The organism is Clostridium sardiniense, assembly GCF_050584765.1.
Lineage (GTDB): Bacteria > Bacillota > Clostridia > Clostridiales > Clostridiaceae > Clostridium > Clostridium sardiniense_A.
In genome coordinates this window covers 1,600,608-1,619,561 of sequence record NZ_JBNOOR010000001.1, presented here as the reverse complement: position 1 = coordinate 1,619,561, position 18,954 = coordinate 1,600,608, and the positions used below count along the sequence as shown (strand labels likewise).

Here is an 18,954-nt window from a genome sequence, read left to right as displayed (position 1 = left end):
ACCTTCAAAACTAAGTTTTGAGGGTTTTTTATTTTTTTTTCATAAATATTTGTCAAATGACCTGTTTTAAATTATAATATTATTGTTTTCTAATTTTATGGAGGAGATAGTAAGTGATGCGTAAGTTTTGGGAGAGCATATATTGTCCTAATTACATAAGAGGATATAACCCCTTTATTTTAAAAGACATGAACAAGTCTATAGAGCGTCTTGTTACTGCTATTAATAATAGGGAAAAAATCATTATATATGGAACAAACACTGTTGATGGTATTTGTGCAATTGCTTCCTTAAGCTTAGTGCTAAGATACTTAAATGCAGATGTAGAGTATTTAATACACGACGGAGGGGAAGAATGTAAAGAGGTAGGCTCTTTTGATATAAAGACTAAAGTTGATTTTCTAGGAGGGGAACTGCTTATTACTTTAGGAGTGGATTTAGTTTCACAGATTGAAGTAGAATTATGTGAAAGCCTTGGAATAGATTTAATTGTTCTTGAAAATAAAAAAACAGAAGAAAAGAGAGATTACATTTACATAAATCCTAGACAAAAGTCATGCCAATATAGGTACAAGACGTTATCTATAAGTGCGTTGACTTTTAAGCTAATGCAAGCAATAGCTATTTATTACAATATGAAGAGTATTAATAAATACTTGGATCTAATTTTAATTGGTACGAAATGGGCAGGTTCTTCAGCAAGAGGGGAAAACGCTGTTTTCTTAAAAGAAGGTAAGAAATTTTTAGATAACACGAATAATATTGGATTAAGAGCAATAATTAATTTTAATAATATAGAAGAACTTGATGATGAGAATATAGAGAAAATGATAAATTTAATTACGCCAACTACAAGTGCAGTTGGTATGATTAATAATGCTAGGATCGTTTTAGAATTACTTACAACAAATGATGAGGATAGAGCGGAACAAATAGCGAAATATTTATACAATACGAGAATACGCCAAAGATAAAATTTAATTTGTAGGTGAAATTCTTAAAATATTGGAGGAATTAGTATGAATTTAAAAGACAAAATAAGAGTGATTGATAACTTTCCAAAAGAAGGAATAAGCTTTAAAGACATCACTACATTAATAGGTGATGGAGAGGGTTTAAGAGCATCTGTTGATGCAATAGTTGAAGATTTAAAGGACAAGAATATTGATGTGGTAGTAGGACCAGAGGCTAGAGGATTCATATTTGGAGTTCCTGTTGCTTACGCTTTAGGAGTGGGATTTATACCAGTTAGAAAGCCTGGAAAATTACCAGGGGAAACTCTTTCAATAGCTTATGATTTAGAATATGGTACAGATAATTTAGAGTTACACAAGGGTGCAATTAAGAAAGGACAAAGAGTAGCAATTGTTGATGATTTATTAGCTACAGGTGGAACTATTGAAGCCGTTGCAAAGCTTGTAGAACTTGCAGGTGGTGAAGTTGCATCATTAGATTTTGTCATTGAACTTACTGAATTAAATGGTAGAGATAAGCTTAAAGGTTATGATGTAATGTCATTAACAGAGTACGATGTCTAAAATTATTGAAAATGATTTGATAATATTATATAATAATAGATAATGGCTGGTTAAAAAACCAGCCTTTGATTTTAAGTAATTATAGTTTTTTGGACTATTTTAAGGAGAGTAATCCTAATGATAGAAAATTTGGTTAAAGTTATAAATGAAAATTGTAACAATGTTGATATCGAAACAATAAAAAAAGCATATAATTTGGCAAAAGAGGCTCATAAAAGTCAAAGTAGAGAATCTGGAGAACCTTACATAATACATCCAATAGATGTAGCTTGTATTTTGGCTGAACTAGGGATGGATACAAGTACAATTGCTGCAGGTCTTTTACATGATGTAATTGAAGATACAGATTATACCTATGAGGATATGGCTAAGGAATTTAATGAAGAAATTGCAAATTTAGTTGAAGGTGTTACAAAACTTGGTAAAATCAAATATAAGACTAAAGAAGAGCAGCAAGCTGATAATGTAAGAAAAATGCTCCTTGCAATGGCTAAGGATATAAGAGTAATAATTATAAAATTAGCAGACAGACTTCATAATATGAGAACCTTAAAGTTTATGAAAAAAGAGAAGCAAAAACAAAAGGCAAAGGAAACCTTAGATATTTATGCTCCACTTGCACATAGATTGGGTATGTCTAAAATTAAATGGGAATTAGAAGATTTAAGTTTTAGATATCTACATGAAGAAGAATATTATGATTTAGTTCATAAAATTGCTGAAAAGAGAATCGAAAGGGAAGAGTATATCGATTCCGTTATAAAAGATTTACATGAAAAGCTTGAAGATTCAGGAATTGATGCAGATATAGAAGGAAGGCCAAAACATTTTTATAGTATTTATAGAAAGATGGTTAATAAGCATAAGAGCATTGAGCAGATATTTGACTTAACAGCAATAAGGATTTTAGTTGATTCTGTTAAAGATTGCTATGGAGTACTAGGTATTGTTCATACTATATATAAGCCTATTCCAGGAAGATTTAAAGATTATATAGCGATGCCTAAACCTAATATGTATCAATCTCTTCATACAACTGTAATTGGTCCACAAGGAAAAACTTTTGAAATTCAAATAAGAACCTTTGAGATGCATAAAACAGCAGAGTATGGTATAGCTGCTCACTGGAAGTACAAAGAAGGTAGTAATGATGAAGAGAAAGGTATGGACTTTGAAACAAAGCTTGCATGGCTTAGAGATATTTTAGAATGGCAAAAGGAAACTTCAGATGCGGAAGAGTTTATGGAAGGATTCAAAATAGATTTATTCTCAGATGAAGTATTCGTATTCACTCCAAAAGGAGTTGTAATAAACCTTGCCAGTGGATCAACACCAATAGATTTTGCTTATAGAATACATACGGATATAGGAAATAGATGTGTCGGAGCTAAAGTTAATGGGAAAATAGTTCCTTTAGATTATAAGCTTAAAACTGGAGAGATAGTAGAGATAATAACCTCAAAAACTGCTAAGGGTCCTAAGATGGATTGGCTTAATATTGCAAAGAGTAATCAAGCTAAAAGTAAAATAAGACAGTGGTTTAAGAGAGTTAAAAAGGAAGAAAATATCGAAAAAGGTAAGGATCTTTTAGAAAAAGAGCTAAAAAAACAATGTGTAAATTATCATGATATCGCAAAAGGTGATGTATATGATAGAATGATGAAAAGATATAACATTCATCAAATGGATGATCTTTATTCAAGTATAGGTGTTGGAATGATAACTGCATCTACATTTGTTTCAAGACTTAAAGAAGATAATATAGATGAAAAAGATAAATATTCTAAAGAAGCTGTAGAAAAAAATATTGAAGAACAAATACAAAAGAGTGAAAGAAAACAAGAAAAAGAGAAAAGCTATGGAGTAGCAATAAAGGGTCTTAATAATATTATGGTAAGATTCGCAAAATGTTGTAACCCAGTTCCTGGAGATGATGTTTTAGGATATATCACAAAGGGAAGAGGTGTATCAATCCATAGAAAAGACTGTAACAATCTAAAAACTTTAATAAAAACTGAACCAGAAAAGATAGTTGAAGCAAGTTTTGGAAGAGCAGAAGGATCTGGTTATGTTGCTGAAATTCAGATAAAGACAGAAGATAGAATGGGGATTTTATCTGAAATAATGGTTGTTATTAGTGAAAAGGGATTACCACTTAATTCATTAAATGCTAATTCAGTAAAAGGAAATATAGCTATCATAAATATAAAGGTTAAGATAAACTCAGTTGAACAATTAAAAGAATTTATGAAAGCTATAAGAAAGATTAAAGGGGTAATAGACGTATACAGAATGAATAATTAAAAAAGGATGTGTTCGTTTTGAGAGCAGTAGTACAGAGAGTTTCTTCATCAAGAGTAAGAGTAGATGGAGAAGTAGTAGGAGAAATTAATTTAGGGGTAAATGTTCTAGTTGGCATTTCAAAAGAAGACTCTGTAGAAGATTTAAAATACATAAAGGATAAGATAATAAATCTTAGAATTTTTGAAGATGAAAATGATAAGATGAATCATTCTTTACTAGATGTAAAAGGTGATATATTAGCTATCTCACAATTTACTCTTTATGGCGATTGTAGAAAAGGTAGAAGACCTAATTTTATGAGCGCTAAAGGTGGAGAAGAAGCTAAAATATTATATGATAAATTTATAGATATGTTAAAAGAAACAGGTTTAAGAGTAGAAACAGGAGAATTTGGAGCTCACATGCAAGTTGATATTCAAAATGATGGTCCAGTTACTATTCTACTAGATAGTTTCAAACAATTTTAATCTTAAGGAGATGCTTTTATGATAATAAAAACAATACCAGCAGGAATATATGATGCAAACTGCTATATAGTAATTGATAATGATACAAGAGAAGCTGGGATCATTGATCCAGGTGGAGATGAAATAAAACTTGAAGAAATAATAAAAAGTTTAGATATAAAGCCTAAATTTATTTTATTAACTCATGCGCATGTGGATCATGTTGGAGCTGTTGAATATTTAAGTGAATTATTAAATATTCCATTCTACATGCATGAATCAGAAGTAAAGTATATAGAAAATGATAATTATGTCTTTGGAAATATAAGAAAAGCTGATGGTTATTTAGACGAAAATACAGAATTATATCTTGGAAATCACAGAATTAATGTTATCCATACACCAGGACATACAGAAGGTGGAGTTTGCTTCCTAATTGATAAAAATTTATTCTCAGGTGATACATTATTCCAAGGTGCAATAGGAAGAACAGACTTTTCAGGAGGAGACTTTGGAAAGATAATAAGTAGCATAAAGACTAAATTATTACCTTTAGGTGATGATATCACTGTATATCCAGGTCATGGACCAAAGTCATCAATTGGATTTGAAAAGAGAAATAATCCATTTTTAACTTAAGGAGAAATTATGATAATTAATATAGGATTAAATGATTTAAAATACAGATATGATGTATATCAAATGTTTAATATATATTTTCCTCTAGATGAATTAAAGTTTCCAGAAGAGGCAGACTTTGATTATATAGTAAATATAGAAAATGATGAAATTATCTTTAAAAACTCAAGCTTAGAGATAAAGGAGAAGGTAGAAGATAATATAAAAGATTCTATTAAGAAGGTTATATTTAAAGGACTTAAAGAAATAACTAATGATGTTTATCCTTGGGGAACTTTAGTTGGAATAAGACCTTCTAAGATTGCTTTAAAACTTCTTAATGAAGGAAAGAGCGAAGAGAAAATAATAAAATATTTCTATGATAAGCATATGGCAAGTGAAGAGAAAGCAAAACTTTGTATTGATGTTGCAAAACTTGAAGAAAAGTTTGTAAAAACAAATAATGAAAAGATTGCTATTTATATAGGTATGGCTTTTTGCCCAACAAGATGTCTATATTGTTCTTTTGCATCTAATCCTATAGGAGGAAATAAGAAGCTAGTAGCTCCTTATTTAAATGCACTTTCTCATGAAATAGAGAAAATCAAAGAATATGTAGATAAAAAGAACTTAGAGATAGAAACAGTATATTTTGGCGGTGGTACTCCAACTGCTGTATCAAATGAAGAGTTTGAAGATGTTATGAATAAGGTTTATAATTCTTTTGTAAGAGATAGAGAAATTTTAGAATTTACAGTTGAATGTGGAAGACCTGATTCAATTACTAGAGAAAAACTTGAAACAATGAAAAAGTATGAAGTTTCAAGAATAAGTATAAATCCTCAAACTATGAATGATGACACGTTAAAATTAATTGGAAGAAATCATAGTGTAGAAGATGTCAAAGAAAAATTCAATATGGCAAGAGAGCTTGGATTTAATGATATAAATATGGATATGATAATAGGACTTCCAGGTGAAGGGCTTGAAGAAGCTTGTAATACTGCAAGAGAGATAAAAAAACTTCAGCCTGATAGCTTAACTGTTCATGGACTTTCATTAAAGAGGGGATCAAGACTTTATGAGAACTTTATACTTAAAAAAGGTCTTGGAATTAAAGATCAAGAAGAAATAGCTAAGATGTATGATGAAAGTAAAAAGCTTTCTAGTGAATTAAATCTTAAAGCATACTATATGTATAGACAAAAAAACATGGTTGGAAATATGGAGAACCTAGGATATGCAAAAGAAGGAAAAGAGTGTATTTATAATATGCAGATGATAGAAGATACTCAAACTATAATTGCACTTGGCGCTGATGCAGTATCTAAGGTAGTTTTCTTAGATGAGAACAGAATAGAAAGATTCCCAAATGTTAAAGATGTTAGAGAATATGTAAATAGAATAGATGAAATGATAGAAGGTAAGATAAAATTACTAGATACATTATATAAATAGGAGGGAATTAAATGGAAATACAAGCACCTAAGGGTACTAAGGATATGTTACCAAGTGATGCTTATAAATGGCATTATGTTGAAAATATATTTAGAGAAATATCAAAGAATTTTGGAATAAGAGAAATAAGAACTCCAATCTTTGAACATACAGAATTATTTTTAAGAGGCGTTGGAGAAACAACGGATATAGTTCAAAAAGAAATGTATACTTTTGAAGATAAAGGTTCAAGAAGTATAACTTTAAAACCAGAAGGAACTGCACCAGCAGTTAGAGCTTTTATTGAAAATAGATTATTTAATGAAGCACAACCAACTAAGTTATTCTATATAACTCCATGCTTTAGATATGAAAAAGCTCAAAAGGGAAGATATAGACAGTTCCATCAATTTGGAATTGAAATGTTTGGTACTGAAAAGCCTTCAATGGATGCTGAAGTTATGGCACTTGCTATGACAGTATTAAATAAAATAGGACTTAAGGGATTAAGTCTTAATATAAACAATTTAGGATGTCCAAATTGTAGACCTAAATATAATGAGGCATTAAAGAAATTCTTAGAAGATAATTATGACAATTTATGTCCTACTTGTAAGACTAGATTTGAAAAGAATCCAATGAGAATATTAGATTGTAAAGAACATAGTTGCAAAGAAATAACTAAGAATGCTCCAATAATATTAGATTATATTTGTGAAGAATGTAGTGATCACTTTACAAAGGTTAAGGAGTACTTAGATATTTTAGGAATAGAATATAATATTGATCCAGGTATAGTTAGAGGACTTGATTATTATACTAAGACAATATTTGAAATATTAAATTCTGATTTCACAGTATGTGGAGGAGGAAGATATGATAGACTAATTGAAGAAATAGGTGGACCAGAGACACCAGCAGTTGGTTTTGGTATGGGAATAGAAAGACTTATAATGGCCATCGAAAAAGAAGGAATAGAAATTCCAAAAGATCCAGTTGTTGAACTTTATTTAGCATCAAGAGGAGAAGAAGGGGCTAAAGAAGCATTTAAGCTAGCTCATGCTTTAAGAAATATTGGTGTAAGTTCAGAAATAAATCATGCAGGAAGAAGCTTTAAAGCCGAAATGAAATATGCTAATAAAATAGGGGCAAAATTTAGTGTTGTTTTAGGTGATGATGAGTTACAAAGCAGAGTAGCAAGATTTAAAAGAATGGAAGATGGAGAGCAGTTCGAATTAAACTTAAATGACTTAGAAAAAATAAAAGAAGTTATTAAAGCCTAATTAGTACGAAAGCTTAAAAATGTGAAAAAATATATTAAAATAGATATGGAGGAATCACATATGGCAGAAGCGCTTAGCGGTTTAAAAAGAACAATGATGTGTGGTGAACCTAGAGAAGAACATGTAGGTAATAAAATTACTTTAATGGGATGGGTTCAAAGAAATAGAAAACTTGGAGGATTACAGTTCATTGATTTAAGAGATAGAACTGGAATAATGCAAGTTGTATTTGGAGATGACGTAAAAGAAGAAGTATTTGAAAAAGCAAAGGGAGTTAGACCTGAATACTGTATCGCAGTAACTGGTGAAGTAGTTTTAAGAGAAGCTCCAAACAAGGATTTAGAAACAGGACTTGTAGAATTAAAGTGTGAGGATATAAAAATTCTTTCAGAATCAGAAACTCCTCCAATATATATTAAGGAAGACTTAGATGCAGCTGAAAGTATAAGATTAAAGTATAGATACTTAGACCTTAGAAGACCAGATATGCAAAAAATATTTATGATAAGAAATAGAGCTTCAAAGGCAGTTAGAGACTACTTAGATAATAATGGATTCCTAGAAGTTGAAACACCAATACTTACTAAGAGTACTCCAGAAGGTGCAAGAGATTATTTAGTTCCTTCAAGAAATTATCCAGGAATGTTCTATGCACTTCCTCAATCACCACAAATATTCAAGCAATTATTAATGGTGTCTGGATTTGATAAATACTATCAAATAACTAAATGTTTCAGAGATGAAGATTTAAGAGCAAACAGACAACCAGAATTTACACAAGTAGATTTAGAAATGAGTTTTGTGGATCAAGAAGATATAATAGCATTAAATGAAGGATTAATTGCTCATGTATTCAAGGAAGTATTAGGACATGAAGTATCACTTCCAATTAAGAGAATGACATTTAAAGAAGCTATGGAAAGCTATGGTTCAGATAAACCTGACTTAAGATTTGGAATGAAGATTCATGATCTTTCTGAAGCAGTAAATAATGTAGAGTTTAAAGTATTCTCAGATGCTCTTTCAAATGGTGGATCAGTAAGATCGCTTTGTGTTGAAGGTGGAGCAACAATGGGAAGAAAAGATATCGATAGACTTGGAGAATTTGTTAAAACATATAAAGCTAAAGGTCTTGCATGGATTAAAGTTAAAGAAGATGGAATACAATCTCCAATAGCTAAATTCTTAAATGAAGATCAAATGTCTAAGCTTTTAGAAGCTGCTGATGCAAAAACTGGAGATTTAGTTTTAATAGTTGCTGATAAAAATTCAGTAGTTTTCCAAAGCTTAGGAGCATTAAGATTAGAACTTGCTAAGAAGCTTGATTTAATTAAAGATAAAAATGAATTTAACTTTACTTGGATTACAGAATTCCCATTATTTGAGTACAGTGAAGAAGAAGGTAGATATACTGCGTGTCACCATCCATTTACAGCACCAATGGAAGAAGATTTAGAATTCTTAGAAACAGACCCAGGAAAGGTTAGATCAATAGCATATGACCTTGTATTAAACGGAGAAGAACTTGGTGGGGGATCAATTAGAATACACGACACTAAGCTTCAAGAAAGAATGTTTAAAGCATTAGGATTTACTATGGAAGAGGCATGGAATAGATTTGGATTCTTACTAGAAGCATTTAAATTTGGACCACCACCACATGGCGGATTAGCATTTGGTTTAGATAGAATGATAATGTTCTTAGCAGGAACTGAAAACATAAAAGATGTTATAGCATTCCCTAAAAATCAAAATGCATATTGCTATTTAAGTGAAGCTCCAAATATAGCTGATGAAAAGCAACTTGAAGAGCTTGGAATTGCAATAAAATTAAAAGAAGAAAACGAAGAATAATAAAAAAGACACCAAAATTTTGGTGTCTTTTCTATTGGGTTTTTTAAATAATACTTATGATTATTAGTATTATTCCACTTAGCATTATCTCAAGACTATGAAATCTAACATCTATTAAGGTTGTCCTTAAAGCATTATTTGCTCTATCTAAGGATTCTTTTTCATGATGAGTTATTTCTAAATTAGCTTGTGATACATACTGTGAATTACTTTGTCCTAGAGTATTAATACCATTTCCTATATGAGCTCCTCCATATAATGAAAAACCACCAATTATGGATGTGATTAATCCAAGAATAAGGAAGATGTCAGCATATAAGAAACCTGTAATAATTTCAATAAAAAAGGCTATAAAAAGTAGGAGTAAAAGATAGAGAAGTAGGCATTTTCCTCTTTGTAGTATTTCATATTTTTTTATATTCATATATAGCCTCCTAAATACTATTCTTAATAAAATTATATTCAAATAAAATATAAATTAACCATTTTTATATAATATTTTGAATAAATTTTTATTATTTGAGGAAAGATATTTTTTGAATAAATAACAAAGGAGGATATTATATGAAAAAACAATTTAAAAGAACGATACTTGCAGCAATTTTTTTCCTTGGGCTATTTGGTGTATCAGCTTCAGCCAATCCATTAAAGGATCCATTATTAATGGGGGAGATTAAAAAAGTTGAGAAATGCAATGATTCAGGTAATATTAGAGTAATTGTAGATGGATATATGAAAGGGTGCGAAACTTATAAAGATCAAGTTCTTATAATAATTGATAAAAATACTAAGATGCACGAAGGTTGCAAAAAAGAGTGTAAGGAAGAAGTTAAATGTGAAGTTGGGGATTATGTTTCAGTAGTTTTAGATAAGAAGATTACTAAATCTATTCCTCCACAAGCATATGCAAAGAGAGTTCAAGTTACTAAAAAGAAAAGTAAGTCAGAAAAACAAACTAGTGTTTTATATGATTCTTCTCGTGTAGATGAAGAAAAAAATGAATTTGAGAAAGAAGATAAAGAAATAAAGGATAAAAAGACATTTAAAGAAGATGATAAAAATAAAGAATTAAAAAATAATAAAGAAACTGAAAAAAATACTTTTGAAGAAGATGAAATCAAAAAAGATAAAATTGAAGGTAAAGAAGAATAATAATTATGTAAATGTTATGGAGGAGAAATGTTTAAATTTCTCCTTTATAATATTTGTCGAATATGTACGAATTTATGGATTTATGAATAGTATGTATAAGAAAGCAATAAAAAGTAGGTCATTAAATAATGAGAGGGGATTTTCATATACATTCTAAAAGTTCTGATGGAGAACTTTCACCAAGAGAAATTGTAATATTAGCAAAAGGCGTAGGATTAGATGCTATTGCTATAGCAGATCATAATACAGTAGATGGTGTAGAGGAAGCAGTTAAAGAAGGAAAAAAAAGAAAAATAAAAATTATTCCGGCATTAGAACTTTCAACCAGATATAGAGGAGAAAGAGTGCATGTGCTTGGATATTTTAACTATAAGGTATATAAAAATAAAAAATTTATAAAGGGATTACAACTTATTAGAGAAGGAAAAATAAAAGAATTTAGAAAAGAATATTTAAAAGATGATAGAGAAGAGAAACATAGAAAAAAATTAGATGTAGAAGAGGGAATAGCTTTTTTAAAAAAATTTAAAGCAAAAGTTATTTTAGCTCATCCAGTTACTGTACGAAGAGATTTATTACACGAAGTATTAAAATATGATTTTGATGGAATAGAGGCAATACATTCAAAAAATACTAAAAGTGATACAGAATATTTTATAAATATAGCAAAAGAAAGAGGGTATATTTATACAGCTGGGTCAGATTTTCATAGAATGTTTGATAGTAAAAATAAATATAGCATGCTAGGTTTTATTTATTTAGACTTAAAGGATATTGACAAATTATTTGGTTTTTGAAAAAATGAATTATAAAACAATTGCGAAAGAGGAATAAAATATGAGTGAAATAAAATACATTTTAATGAGATATCCGAGCTTTATAGAAATTACTAATAACAATAATAAGCATAAAGGCACTTTTTGTAAAGAGAAGGCACTTAATAACTACAATAATTTGCTAAATATATTATCAGAAGAGGGTATAAAATATTATTTTTTAAATACTGAAAATAGCAATAGTGAAGTGTTTACTAGAGATATTGGATTTGCTTTAGGAAATATTATGTTTATTAGTAATATGAGAAGTGCAGGTAGAAAAAAAGAAACTGAGAAACTTATAGAATTTGTAAGAAAAAATAAGATAGAACATTATATTTTTGAAAATAATATAGAAGGTGGAGATGTTGTAGTTGGACATTCAACTATATTTGTTGGAATAAGCCAAAGAACAACTGAAGCTGGAATAGAAGAACTTAGACAATATATAGAAGAAAAAGGATTAAAATACAAGGTAGTTCCAATAAAATTTGATTCAGAAAATAAATTACATTTAGATTGTGTATTTAATATATTAGATAAAAAATCAGCAATAATAAGTGAATACGTTTATGATATTGATAAGATTGAAACTGAAATAAAGAATTTATATTACATTTCTAATGAAAGTGCAGATAATCTTGGTACTAATGTATTACCTATTGGTAAAAAGAAGGTAATATGTAGCGATACTGAAGCAACTAGAGTATTAAAAAAGGCTGGATATAAAGTATTTTATTGTGAATACGATGAAATAGTAAAGACTGGAGGAGGTATTGGTTGTAGTACGCTACCGCTTACATTATAAATTTAATAGAATATGAAAAATATTAATTAATATTCATAAAATAACATATAATGTTTAAAATTAACAGAAAGCACAAAAAAATCTTTAATTATCTATGGAAATGAGGTAAAATGTAGGAGTAGAGTGTTATAATTTGGATATATGGGAGTGATATAATGGATAAGAAGAAGATTATGGCATTAATGCTGGCTACGTCTGCTGGTACTGGAGCAGTACTAATGCATGATACAGTCACAGCTCATGCAGATGAATATAGATCAACAAGTACGGGACATGTAATAAATGTAACAAGTAGTCTTAGAGTAAGAAAAAGTGCGAATACTAGCTCAGAGGTTCTAGGCTATTTACGTAATGGAGAAAAAGTAAATATAATCGGAAAATCAGGATCATGGTATAAAATTGATTTTAGAGGAAATACAGGATATGTACATGGTGATTATATAAAGGAAGGCTTAGGGAGTTCAAATTCAGGAAGTACTTCTTCAGGAAAAGGAAAAGTTATTAATGTAACAAGCAGCCTAAGAATAAGAAGTGGAGCTTCAACTAGTCATTCAGTAATAGGATACTTATATGAAGGTAACACATTTGATATTGTTGGAAAATCAGGTGGATGGTATAAAATAAATTCAAATGGACGTATAGGATATATATCAGGAGAGTATGTCCAAGTAATTGGAGAAAATAATAATAGTAATAGTAATAGTAATAGTAATAGTGGAAATACCGATAATTCATTAGGTGGTAAAGTTGGACAAGTTACTAATGTAACAAGTAGTTTAAGAATAAGAAGCGGAGCTTCAACGAGTCATTCAGTAGTAGGCTATCTTTCAAATGGAGATAAGTTTGATATCCTTGGAAGATCAGGTGACTGGTTTAAAATAAAAGCCAGAGGTAATACTGGTTATGTTCATAAGGACTATGTAAAAATAATAGGCCAAGGGGATGACAACAACAATAATAACAATAATAATAATAGTGGTAGCAACTCAGAAAGTACTTCAGGAAAAGGAAAAGTTATTAATGTAACTTCAAATTTAAGAATAAGAAATGCAGCAAATACAAGTAGTTCAGTTGTAGGATATCTATTAGCAGGAGATACTTTCGATATTCTTGGAAAGTCAGGCAGCTTCTATAAGATAAGACATGATGGAACTACAGGATATGTTCATCAAGACTATGTACAAGTAGTTGGAGAAGGAAATAATAGTGGCGGAAGCAGCAACAGCGGTGGAAGTAGTAGTGGCAGTGAGTCACTTAGTGAGTATGGTAAGGTTGTTAATGTTTCAACTAGTCTAAGGCTTAGAAAATCACCAAATACAAGTAGCTCAGTTGTTGGATATTTATTCCCAGGGGAAACTTTTAAAATTACTGCAAGAGAAGGTAATTGGTATAAGGTAAATGCAAATGGTAAAGTTGGGTATGCAAGCTCAGACTATATAAAGGTAATAGATAAAAATGAAGCTAATACACCATCATCATCAGCATCATTTGATAAAGTTTATGGCATATTAAAGCAGCAGATTGGCTCACCATATATTTGGGGAGGTAAAGGAGAACTTATAACTAATGATAGTTTAAGAATGTTTAAAAATATGTACCCAAATGAAGCAGCGCAAGGGAAGTATAATATACCATCAAAATATATAAATAATGGATATAGAGCATTTGATTGTTCAGGATTATTGTATTGGGGCTTTAAACAAGTTGGAATAAACATAGGCGGTTCAACATATGATCAGATAAACGCAGGAAGAGAAGTATCAGTAAATGATGCAAGACCAGGAGATCTGTTGTTCTATGGAAGTCTTCAACACGTTGGGATGTATATAGGAAATGGACAATGGATAGAAGCACCTAAATCACATGATTATGTAAAAATCGCTAATGTGCCTTGGAGTAAAATAGGCAGAGTTAGAAGAGTTTTAAATTAATATATATAAAGAGTCTTAGTTAATTAACTAAGGCTTTTTTTAGTTGGAATAAAAATATATTGTGGAAAAATATGGATATTAGTTATATAATAAATTTATATCATAATTGGGGTACTTTAAAATGAAGGGGGTTTATATATGAAAAAAATTAATATTGCTTTGCTTGGACTTGGCAATGTTGGGCGAGGGGTCTGGACTATATTAAATTCAAACAGAGAAGAGGTTATGAAACGTTCAGGTTATGAAGTAAATGTATCAAAAATACTTGTAAGGGATATAGAGAAGGATAGAGGTATAAATGTACCTAAAGAGTTACTTACAACAAATTTTAATGATATATTAGAAGATGACTCTATAAAAATAGTTATAGAAGTTATGGGAGGAATGGAACCTGCTAGAGAATATATGATTAAATGTATGGATAGAAGAAAACATATTGTAACAGCTAATAAGATGATTCTTGCAATAAAAGGTGATGAACTTTTTAAAAAGGCTGATGATATGGGGCTTATGTTTCAATATGAAGCAAGTGTAGCTGGCGGAATCCCTATTATACAAGGAATAAATGAAAGTCTTACTGCAAATAAAGTGGAGGAGATGTACGGAATAATAAATGGAACAACAAATTATATACTAACAAAAATGGAGATAGAAGATCTTACTTTTGAGGAAGCATTAAAAGGATCGCAAGATATGGGGTATGCAGAAGTTGATCCTACATCAGATATTGAAGGTTATGATGCACAGTATAAACTTGCTATATTATCCTCATTAGCATTTGGTACAAAAGTTGATGTTAATAGTGTTTACAGAGAAGGTATAACAAATATTAAATCAATAGACATAAAGTATGCAAAAGAATTTGGTAAGGTTGTAAAGTTATTAGCAATAGTTAAAGATAGAAATGGTAAGATTGAGATGAGAGTACATCCAACGATGATTCCTGAAAATCATCCTTTAGCAAATGTATATGACTCTTTTAATGCTATATTAATTAAGGGAAATGCAGTAGGAGATTTAATGTTTTATGGAAGAGGTGCAGGAGACTTACCAACAGGAAGTGCTGTAGTTAGTGATATGATAACAATACTTAAAAATGATGTTAATTCTGAAAATTATAATCATGTAGTTAAAAATAATTTGTGGAACAAGAAAATTAGAGATATTAGAGGCGTTGAGAGTAAGTATTATATAAGAATTAGAGTTCTTGATATGCCAGGGGTGCTTGGCGAAGTGACCTCAATTTTTGGAGAATATGATATAAGTTTAGGAGCTGTTATTCAAAGGATATCAAAAAAGAGTGAAAAAGAGGTTGATTTAGTTCTTGTAACTCATACCTGTAGAGAATCACAAATAATAAATACAATAGATGATATATATGAACTTAAAAGTGTTAAAAAGATAAAAAGTATAATAAGAATAGAAGATTTTGAATAATTTAGAAGCTATTACTATTTTGGTGATAGCTTTTATTTATTTGTTATTTAAATAGAATATAAAAAATATATGAATAAATTTTTATACTATATAGTATTTATTATTACATTATGATATAATACAAACAATATAAGGAAAAGGAGAATTTAGATTATGAATAATAGAGGAGATTTTTCTGATATTTTTGACATGATATCGAAATTTAAAAGGTCAAAAGATAATGTAACTAATATGGCAAAAGATAAAAAAGCAAGTTTTAAAGGATATCTAAAATGGCTTGTTATATCATACTTAGTAATGGCAATAATATTATTTTTACAAAGTAGATTAATTTTAGATTTATCTATTAGCTTCTTAGCATTAATTATTCCATTTATAATAAGTAGTATTGCTTATGGAGTTACTCACTTTAGTAAAAAATATATTATAGCTGGAGGAACGGGTATACTTATTTATGTAGCTCTTATGATAGTATTTAGTCCTCTAGTTAGTTATAAAGCTCATAGAGATTTGATTGGGGAAGTTGATGGAGTTGAATTTTCAAGTCAAATACAACATATTGACTTGAAACAATTACCAACAATAGATAAAGAACTTGCTAGCAAATTAGCTGACAAAAAACTTGGAGAAATACCAAGTCTTGGTAGTCAAGTTTATATAGGAGATTTAACTCTTCAAAGTGTAAATGGAGAACTTTATTATGTAGCACCACTGGAGCATTCATCACTTATAAAGTGGATAACTAATTATGAAGGAACGCCAGGATATGTAAAGGTAAGTGCTACAAATCAAAATGATGTTGAACTTGTAACTGAGGTAAGTGGAAAACCTCTTAAAATAAAATATTTAGAATCTTCATATCTTTTAACAGATTTAGATAGAGCGGCTTTTTTTAGAGATATGAAGGCAGCACATACAGATTATACTTTCGAACTAGATGATGAAGGAAATCCATATTGGGTTATTACAAGATATGATACAGGTGTTGGAATTACTGAAGCTAAAGCTACAGGTGCATTAATTATTGATGCGCAAACTGGGGAAGCAGAAGTATATGAGATTGAAAATATGCCAAAATGGGTTGATAGAATACAGCCTGACTCATTTATCAAAAGATATATAGATAAATGGGGTAAGCTTGTTCATGGAGTATTTAACTTTAGTGATAAGGACAAGCTTGTATCTACAGAGGGAATGAATTTAATATATAATAATGATGAATGTTATTACTACACTGGTATAACTTCAGTTGGAAATGACGAAGGTTTAGTTGGATTTACTTTAACTAATACAAGGACAGGAAAGACAACAATGTATAAAACATCAGGTGCAACAGAAACGGCAGCAATGAAGTCTGCTGAAGGTAAGGTACAACAATACAAATATACAGCAACATTCCCATACTTAATTAACATTCAGAATGAACCAACATACTTTATGACATTAAAAGATGCAAATGGATTAGTTAAAAATTATGCCATGGTTAATGTTAAAAATTATAATACTGTAGCAGTTGGAGATTCACTTCAATCAACTTTAAATAAATATTTAGAGGTATTAACTAACACTAATATTTCATTAGAAGGAAGCAATAATGCTAAGTCAGTTGAAGGTGAAATAGAGAGAATAGGATTAGTTGTAAAAGAGGGATCAAGCATATATGATGTAAAGCTTAAAGGCTCAGATAATATATATTCAGTATCAACAGAAACAGCAAGAGAAGTTGCTTTAAGTAAGGTTGGAGATAAAGTTAAGATTGATTATATGAATGTTGGAGATAGTAGATATATAATAGTTAACTCTTTTTCAAATGTTAATACAGAAGTAAAGAATAAAGAAAAGGGTAAAAAAGATAATACTGAAGCTGAGAAGAAAGAAGAAATTAAAGAGTAATTTTAAATTAGGATCTTATAAGCATGATTTAAGTGTTTATAGGATCCTTTTTTTGTTAAAAAATTTTTAAAATACATTGACATTTATTTAAAGAAGAGTATATACTGTATATATGATATATATACAGTATATAAACAGTATGTACTGTTTATTAGAAAGAGGTGAGAATTTGAATATCATTATTTCAAATACTTCAGGAGTACCAATATATGAACAGATTGCAAAAGAGATAAAAAATGAGATAGTATCTGGAAATATTAAAGAAAATTCTCCACTGCCCTCAATAAGAAGCCTAGCATCTGAACTTAGAGTTAGTGTGATAACCACTAAGAGAGCTTATGAGGAGCTTGAAAAGGATGGATATGTATATACACTTCCAGGAAAAGGATCTTATGTTGCAGAACAAAATAAAGAACTTTTAAGAGAAGAAAAATTAAGAGAGATTGAAGAAAAATTTATAGAAGCAATAGATATTTCAAATAGTATTGGGTTAGGTTTTGATGAATTAGTCTATATGCTTAAAACTTTAAAAGAAGTTTAAATAGAATAAAGAGGAGAGATTTTAATGAGTAGTTATAATAATGCATTGGAAATTAAGAATATAACTAAAGAATATAAAGGGTTTTCTTTGAAAAATGTAAGCTTTTCTATTCCAAAAGGATTTATAATGGGGCTTGTCGGTCCAAACGGAGCAGGAAAAACAACCATAATAAAAGCAATAATGAATTTAGTAAATTTAAAAAGTGGAGAGATAAATATATTTGATAAAAATTTAAAAGAATGTGAGGTAAGTATAAAAGATAGAATAGGTTTTGTTTATGATGATTGTTGTGCATTTGAAGATTTTTCTATAGAAGAAAATAAGAAAATCATAGCGCCGTTTTATTCTAAGTGGAATGAAGAGAAATTTAAATTTTATATAGATAAGTTTAATTTAAACATTAAGAAGAAGGTAAAAGAGCTATCAAAAGGACAAAGGATGAGATTTTCATTGGCAATTGCTCTTTCTCATAGTGCGGAATTATTGATATTAGATGAGCCTACATCAGGATTAGATCCTGTTTTTAGAAGTGAATTATTAGATCTTTTATTTGATCTAATAAGTGAAGAAGAATTATCAATTCTTTATTCAACTCATATAACAACAGATTTGGAAAGGCTTGCAGATTATATAACATTTATAAATAACGGTAAAATGGAATTCTCAAAAGAAAAGGATATGCTCTTAGAAGAATATGTAGTAGTTAAAGGACCTATTGATATTCTAGATAATGAAATGAAAAAAGATTTAGTTGGTATAAGAAAATCAAGGTATAATTTTGAAGCTTTAAGTAATAAGCGAGATAAACTTAAAAATAAGTATGGAGATAAACTTATTTTTGAAAGAGCAAGTTTAGATGATATAGTTATTTACTATTCAAAAAAGAGAGGGGAATAG

Annotated in this window: 17 protein-coding genes; 16 read left to right on the top strand and 1 reads right to left on the bottom strand. The window is 29.5% G+C overall.

Going from position 1 to position 18,954, the window contains the following annotated elements:
- Nucleotides 1-116: 116 nt before the first annotated feature.
- The 8 genes from ACQPUW_RS07990 (at nucleotide 117) to aspS (ending at nucleotide 9,480) form a co-directional block, all read left to right on the top strand.
- Nucleotides 117-974 carry a DHH family phosphoesterase gene (locus tag ACQPUW_RS07990; protein WP_430836927.1) on the top strand — a complete coding sequence of 286 codons (858 nt, stop codon included), beginning with the start codon at nucleotides 117-119 and terminating at the stop codon, nucleotides 972-974.
- Between the two features lie 45 nt (nucleotides 975-1,019).
- Entirely contained in the window at nucleotides 1,020-1,538 is a 519-nt protein-coding gene (locus ACQPUW_RS07985; protein ID WP_430836926.1) for an adenine phosphoribosyltransferase, read from the top strand.
- Between the two features lie 117 nt (nucleotides 1,539-1,655).
- Complete coding sequence (locus ACQPUW_RS07980) at nucleotides 1,656-3,842, top strand: RelA/SpoT family protein (RefSeq protein ID WP_430836925.1); 2,187 nt, start codon at nucleotides 1,656-1,658, stop codon at nucleotides 3,840-3,842.
- A 17-nt stretch (nucleotides 3,843-3,859) separates the two neighbouring features.
- Nucleotides 3,860-4,309, top strand: coding sequence for a D-aminoacyl-tRNA deacylase (dtd, locus tag ACQPUW_RS07975; protein ID WP_430836924.1), 450 nt, complete (start codon nucleotides 3,860-3,862; stop codon nucleotides 4,307-4,309).
- An 18-nt stretch (nucleotides 4,310-4,327) separates the two neighbouring features.
- The gene (locus ACQPUW_RS07970) at nucleotides 4,328-4,927 is read left to right on the top strand and encodes an MBL fold metallo-hydrolase (protein ID WP_430836923.1); all 600 of its coding nucleotides are present in this window, start codon (nucleotides 4,328-4,330) and stop codon (nucleotides 4,925-4,927) included.
- 9 nt (nucleotides 4,928-4,936) lie between these two features.
- Complete coding sequence (locus ACQPUW_RS07965) at nucleotides 4,937-6,364, top strand: coproporphyrinogen III oxidase (RefSeq protein ID WP_430836922.1); 1,428 nt, start codon at nucleotides 4,937-4,939, stop codon at nucleotides 6,362-6,364.
- Nucleotides 6,365-6,375: 11 nt separating this feature from the next.
- Nucleotides 6,376-7,626 carry a histidine--tRNA ligase gene (hisS, locus tag ACQPUW_RS07960; protein ID WP_430836921.1) on the top strand — a complete coding sequence of 417 codons (1,251 nt, stop codon included), beginning with the start codon at nucleotides 6,376-6,378 and terminating at the stop codon, nucleotides 7,624-7,626.
- A gap of 60 nt (nucleotides 7,627-7,686) precedes the next feature.
- Nucleotides 7,687-9,480: an aspartate--tRNA ligase gene (aspS, locus tag ACQPUW_RS07955; RefSeq protein ID WP_430836920.1), complete on the top strand. Its 1,794-nt coding sequence runs from the start codon at nucleotides 7,687-7,689 to the stop codon at nucleotides 9,478-9,480.
- A 43-nt stretch (nucleotides 9,481-9,523) separates the two neighbouring features.
- On the opposite strand, the gene ACQPUW_RS07950 is transcribed toward aspS, so the two are convergent.
- Entirely contained in the window at nucleotides 9,524-9,904 is a 381-nt protein-coding gene (locus ACQPUW_RS07950; RefSeq protein WP_430836919.1) for a hypothetical protein, read from the bottom strand.
- 140 nt (nucleotides 9,905-10,044) lie between these two features.
- Between ACQPUW_RS07950 and ACQPUW_RS07945 the strand changes: the two genes are divergently transcribed.
- The 8 genes from ACQPUW_RS07945 (at nucleotide 10,045) to ACQPUW_RS07910 (ending at nucleotide 18,954) form a co-directional block, all read left to right on the top strand.
- The gene (locus ACQPUW_RS07945) at nucleotides 10,045-10,632 is read left to right on the top strand and encodes a hypothetical protein (protein ID WP_430836918.1); all 588 of its coding nucleotides are present in this window, start codon (nucleotides 10,045-10,047) and stop codon (nucleotides 10,630-10,632) included.
- Between the two features lie 128 nt (nucleotides 10,633-10,760).
- Nucleotides 10,761-11,429: a PHP domain-containing protein gene (locus tag ACQPUW_RS07940; protein ID WP_430836917.1), complete on the top strand. Its 669-nt coding sequence runs from the start codon at nucleotides 10,761-10,763 to the stop codon at nucleotides 11,427-11,429.
- 40 nt (nucleotides 11,430-11,469) lie between these two features.
- Nucleotides 11,470-12,255, top strand: a complete 786-nt coding sequence (locus tag ACQPUW_RS07935) for a dimethylarginine dimethylaminohydrolase family protein (RefSeq protein ID WP_430836916.1) — start codon at nucleotides 11,470-11,472, stop codon at nucleotides 12,253-12,255.
- Nucleotides 12,256-12,410: 155 nt separating this feature from the next.
- On the top strand, nucleotides 12,411-14,186 hold the full coding sequence (locus ACQPUW_RS07930) for an SH3 domain-containing protein (RefSeq protein ID WP_430836915.1): 1,776 nt from the start codon (nucleotides 12,411-12,413) through the stop codon (nucleotides 14,184-14,186).
- Between the two features lie 138 nt (nucleotides 14,187-14,324).
- The gene (locus ACQPUW_RS07925; RefSeq protein ID WP_430836914.1) at nucleotides 14,325-15,623 is read left to right on the top strand and encodes a homoserine dehydrogenase; all 1,299 of its coding nucleotides are present in this window, start codon (nucleotides 14,325-14,327) and stop codon (nucleotides 15,621-15,623) included.
- Nucleotides 15,624-15,854: 231 nt separating this feature from the next.
- Nucleotides 15,855-17,516, top strand: coding sequence for a cell shape-determining protein (locus tag ACQPUW_RS07920; protein ID WP_430837292.1), 1,662 nt, complete (start codon nucleotides 15,855-15,857; stop codon nucleotides 17,514-17,516).
- Nucleotides 17,517-17,685: 169 nt separating this feature from the next.
- Nucleotides 17,686-18,057, top strand: coding sequence for a GntR family transcriptional regulator (locus ACQPUW_RS07915; RefSeq protein WP_430836913.1), 372 nt, complete (start codon nucleotides 17,686-17,688; stop codon nucleotides 18,055-18,057).
- 24 nt (nucleotides 18,058-18,081) lie between these two features.
- Complete coding sequence (locus tag ACQPUW_RS07910) at nucleotides 18,082-18,954, top strand: ABC transporter ATP-binding protein (RefSeq protein ID WP_430836912.1); 873 nt, start codon at nucleotides 18,082-18,084, stop codon at nucleotides 18,952-18,954.

Excerpts from the sequence above, each read along its gene's own strand:
- ACQPUW_RS07930 (WP_430836915.1), top strand. The coding sequence starts at position 12,411 with ATGGATAAGAAGAAGATTATGGCATTAATGCTGGCTACGTCTGCTGGT.
- ACQPUW_RS07965 (WP_430836922.1), top strand. The coding sequence starts at position 4,937 with ATGATAATTAATATAGGATTAAATGATTTAAAATACAGATATGATGTA.
- ACQPUW_RS07945 (WP_430836918.1), top strand. The coding sequence starts at position 10,045 with ATGAAAAAACAATTTAAAAGAACGATACTTGCAGCAATTTTTTTCCTT.
- aspS (WP_430836920.1), top strand. The coding sequence starts at position 7,687 with ATGGCAGAAGCGCTTAGCGGTTTAAAAAGAACAATGATGTGTGGTGAA.
- ACQPUW_RS07990 (WP_430836927.1), top strand. The coding sequence starts at position 117 with ATGCGTAAGTTTTGGGAGAGCATATATTGTCCTAATTACATAAGAGGA.
- ACQPUW_RS07970 (WP_430836923.1), top strand. The coding sequence starts at position 4,328 with ATGATAATAAAAACAATACCAGCAGGAATATATGATGCAAACTGCTAT.
- hisS (WP_430836921.1), top strand. The coding sequence starts at position 6,376 with ATGGAAATACAAGCACCTAAGGGTACTAAGGATATGTTACCAAGTGAT.
- ACQPUW_RS07910 (WP_430836912.1), top strand. The coding sequence starts at position 18,082 with ATGAGTAGTTATAATAATGCATTGGAAATTAAGAATATAACTAAAGAA.
- ACQPUW_RS07980 (WP_430836925.1), top strand. The coding sequence starts at position 1,656 with ATGATAGAAAATTTGGTTAAAGTTATAAATGAAAATTGTAACAATGTT.
- ACQPUW_RS07940 (WP_430836917.1), top strand. The coding sequence starts at position 10,761 with ATGAGAGGGGATTTTCATATACATTCTAAAAGTTCTGATGGAGAACTT.
- ACQPUW_RS07920 (WP_430837292.1), top strand. The coding sequence starts at position 15,855 with ATGGCAAAAGATAAAAAAGCAAGTTTTAAAGGATATCTAAAATGGCTT.
- ACQPUW_RS07925 (WP_430836914.1), top strand. The coding sequence starts at position 14,325 with ATGAAAAAAATTAATATTGCTTTGCTTGGACTTGGCAATGTTGGGCGA.
- ACQPUW_RS07935 (WP_430836916.1), top strand. The coding sequence starts at position 11,470 with ATGAGTGAAATAAAATACATTTTAATGAGATATCCGAGCTTTATAGAA.
- ACQPUW_RS07950 (WP_430836919.1), bottom strand. The coding sequence starts at position 9,904 with ATGAATATAAAAAAATATGAAATACTACAAAGAGGAAAATGCCTACTT.
- ACQPUW_RS07985 (WP_430836926.1), top strand. The coding sequence starts at position 1,020 with ATGAATTTAAAAGACAAAATAAGAGTGATTGATAACTTTCCAAAAGAA.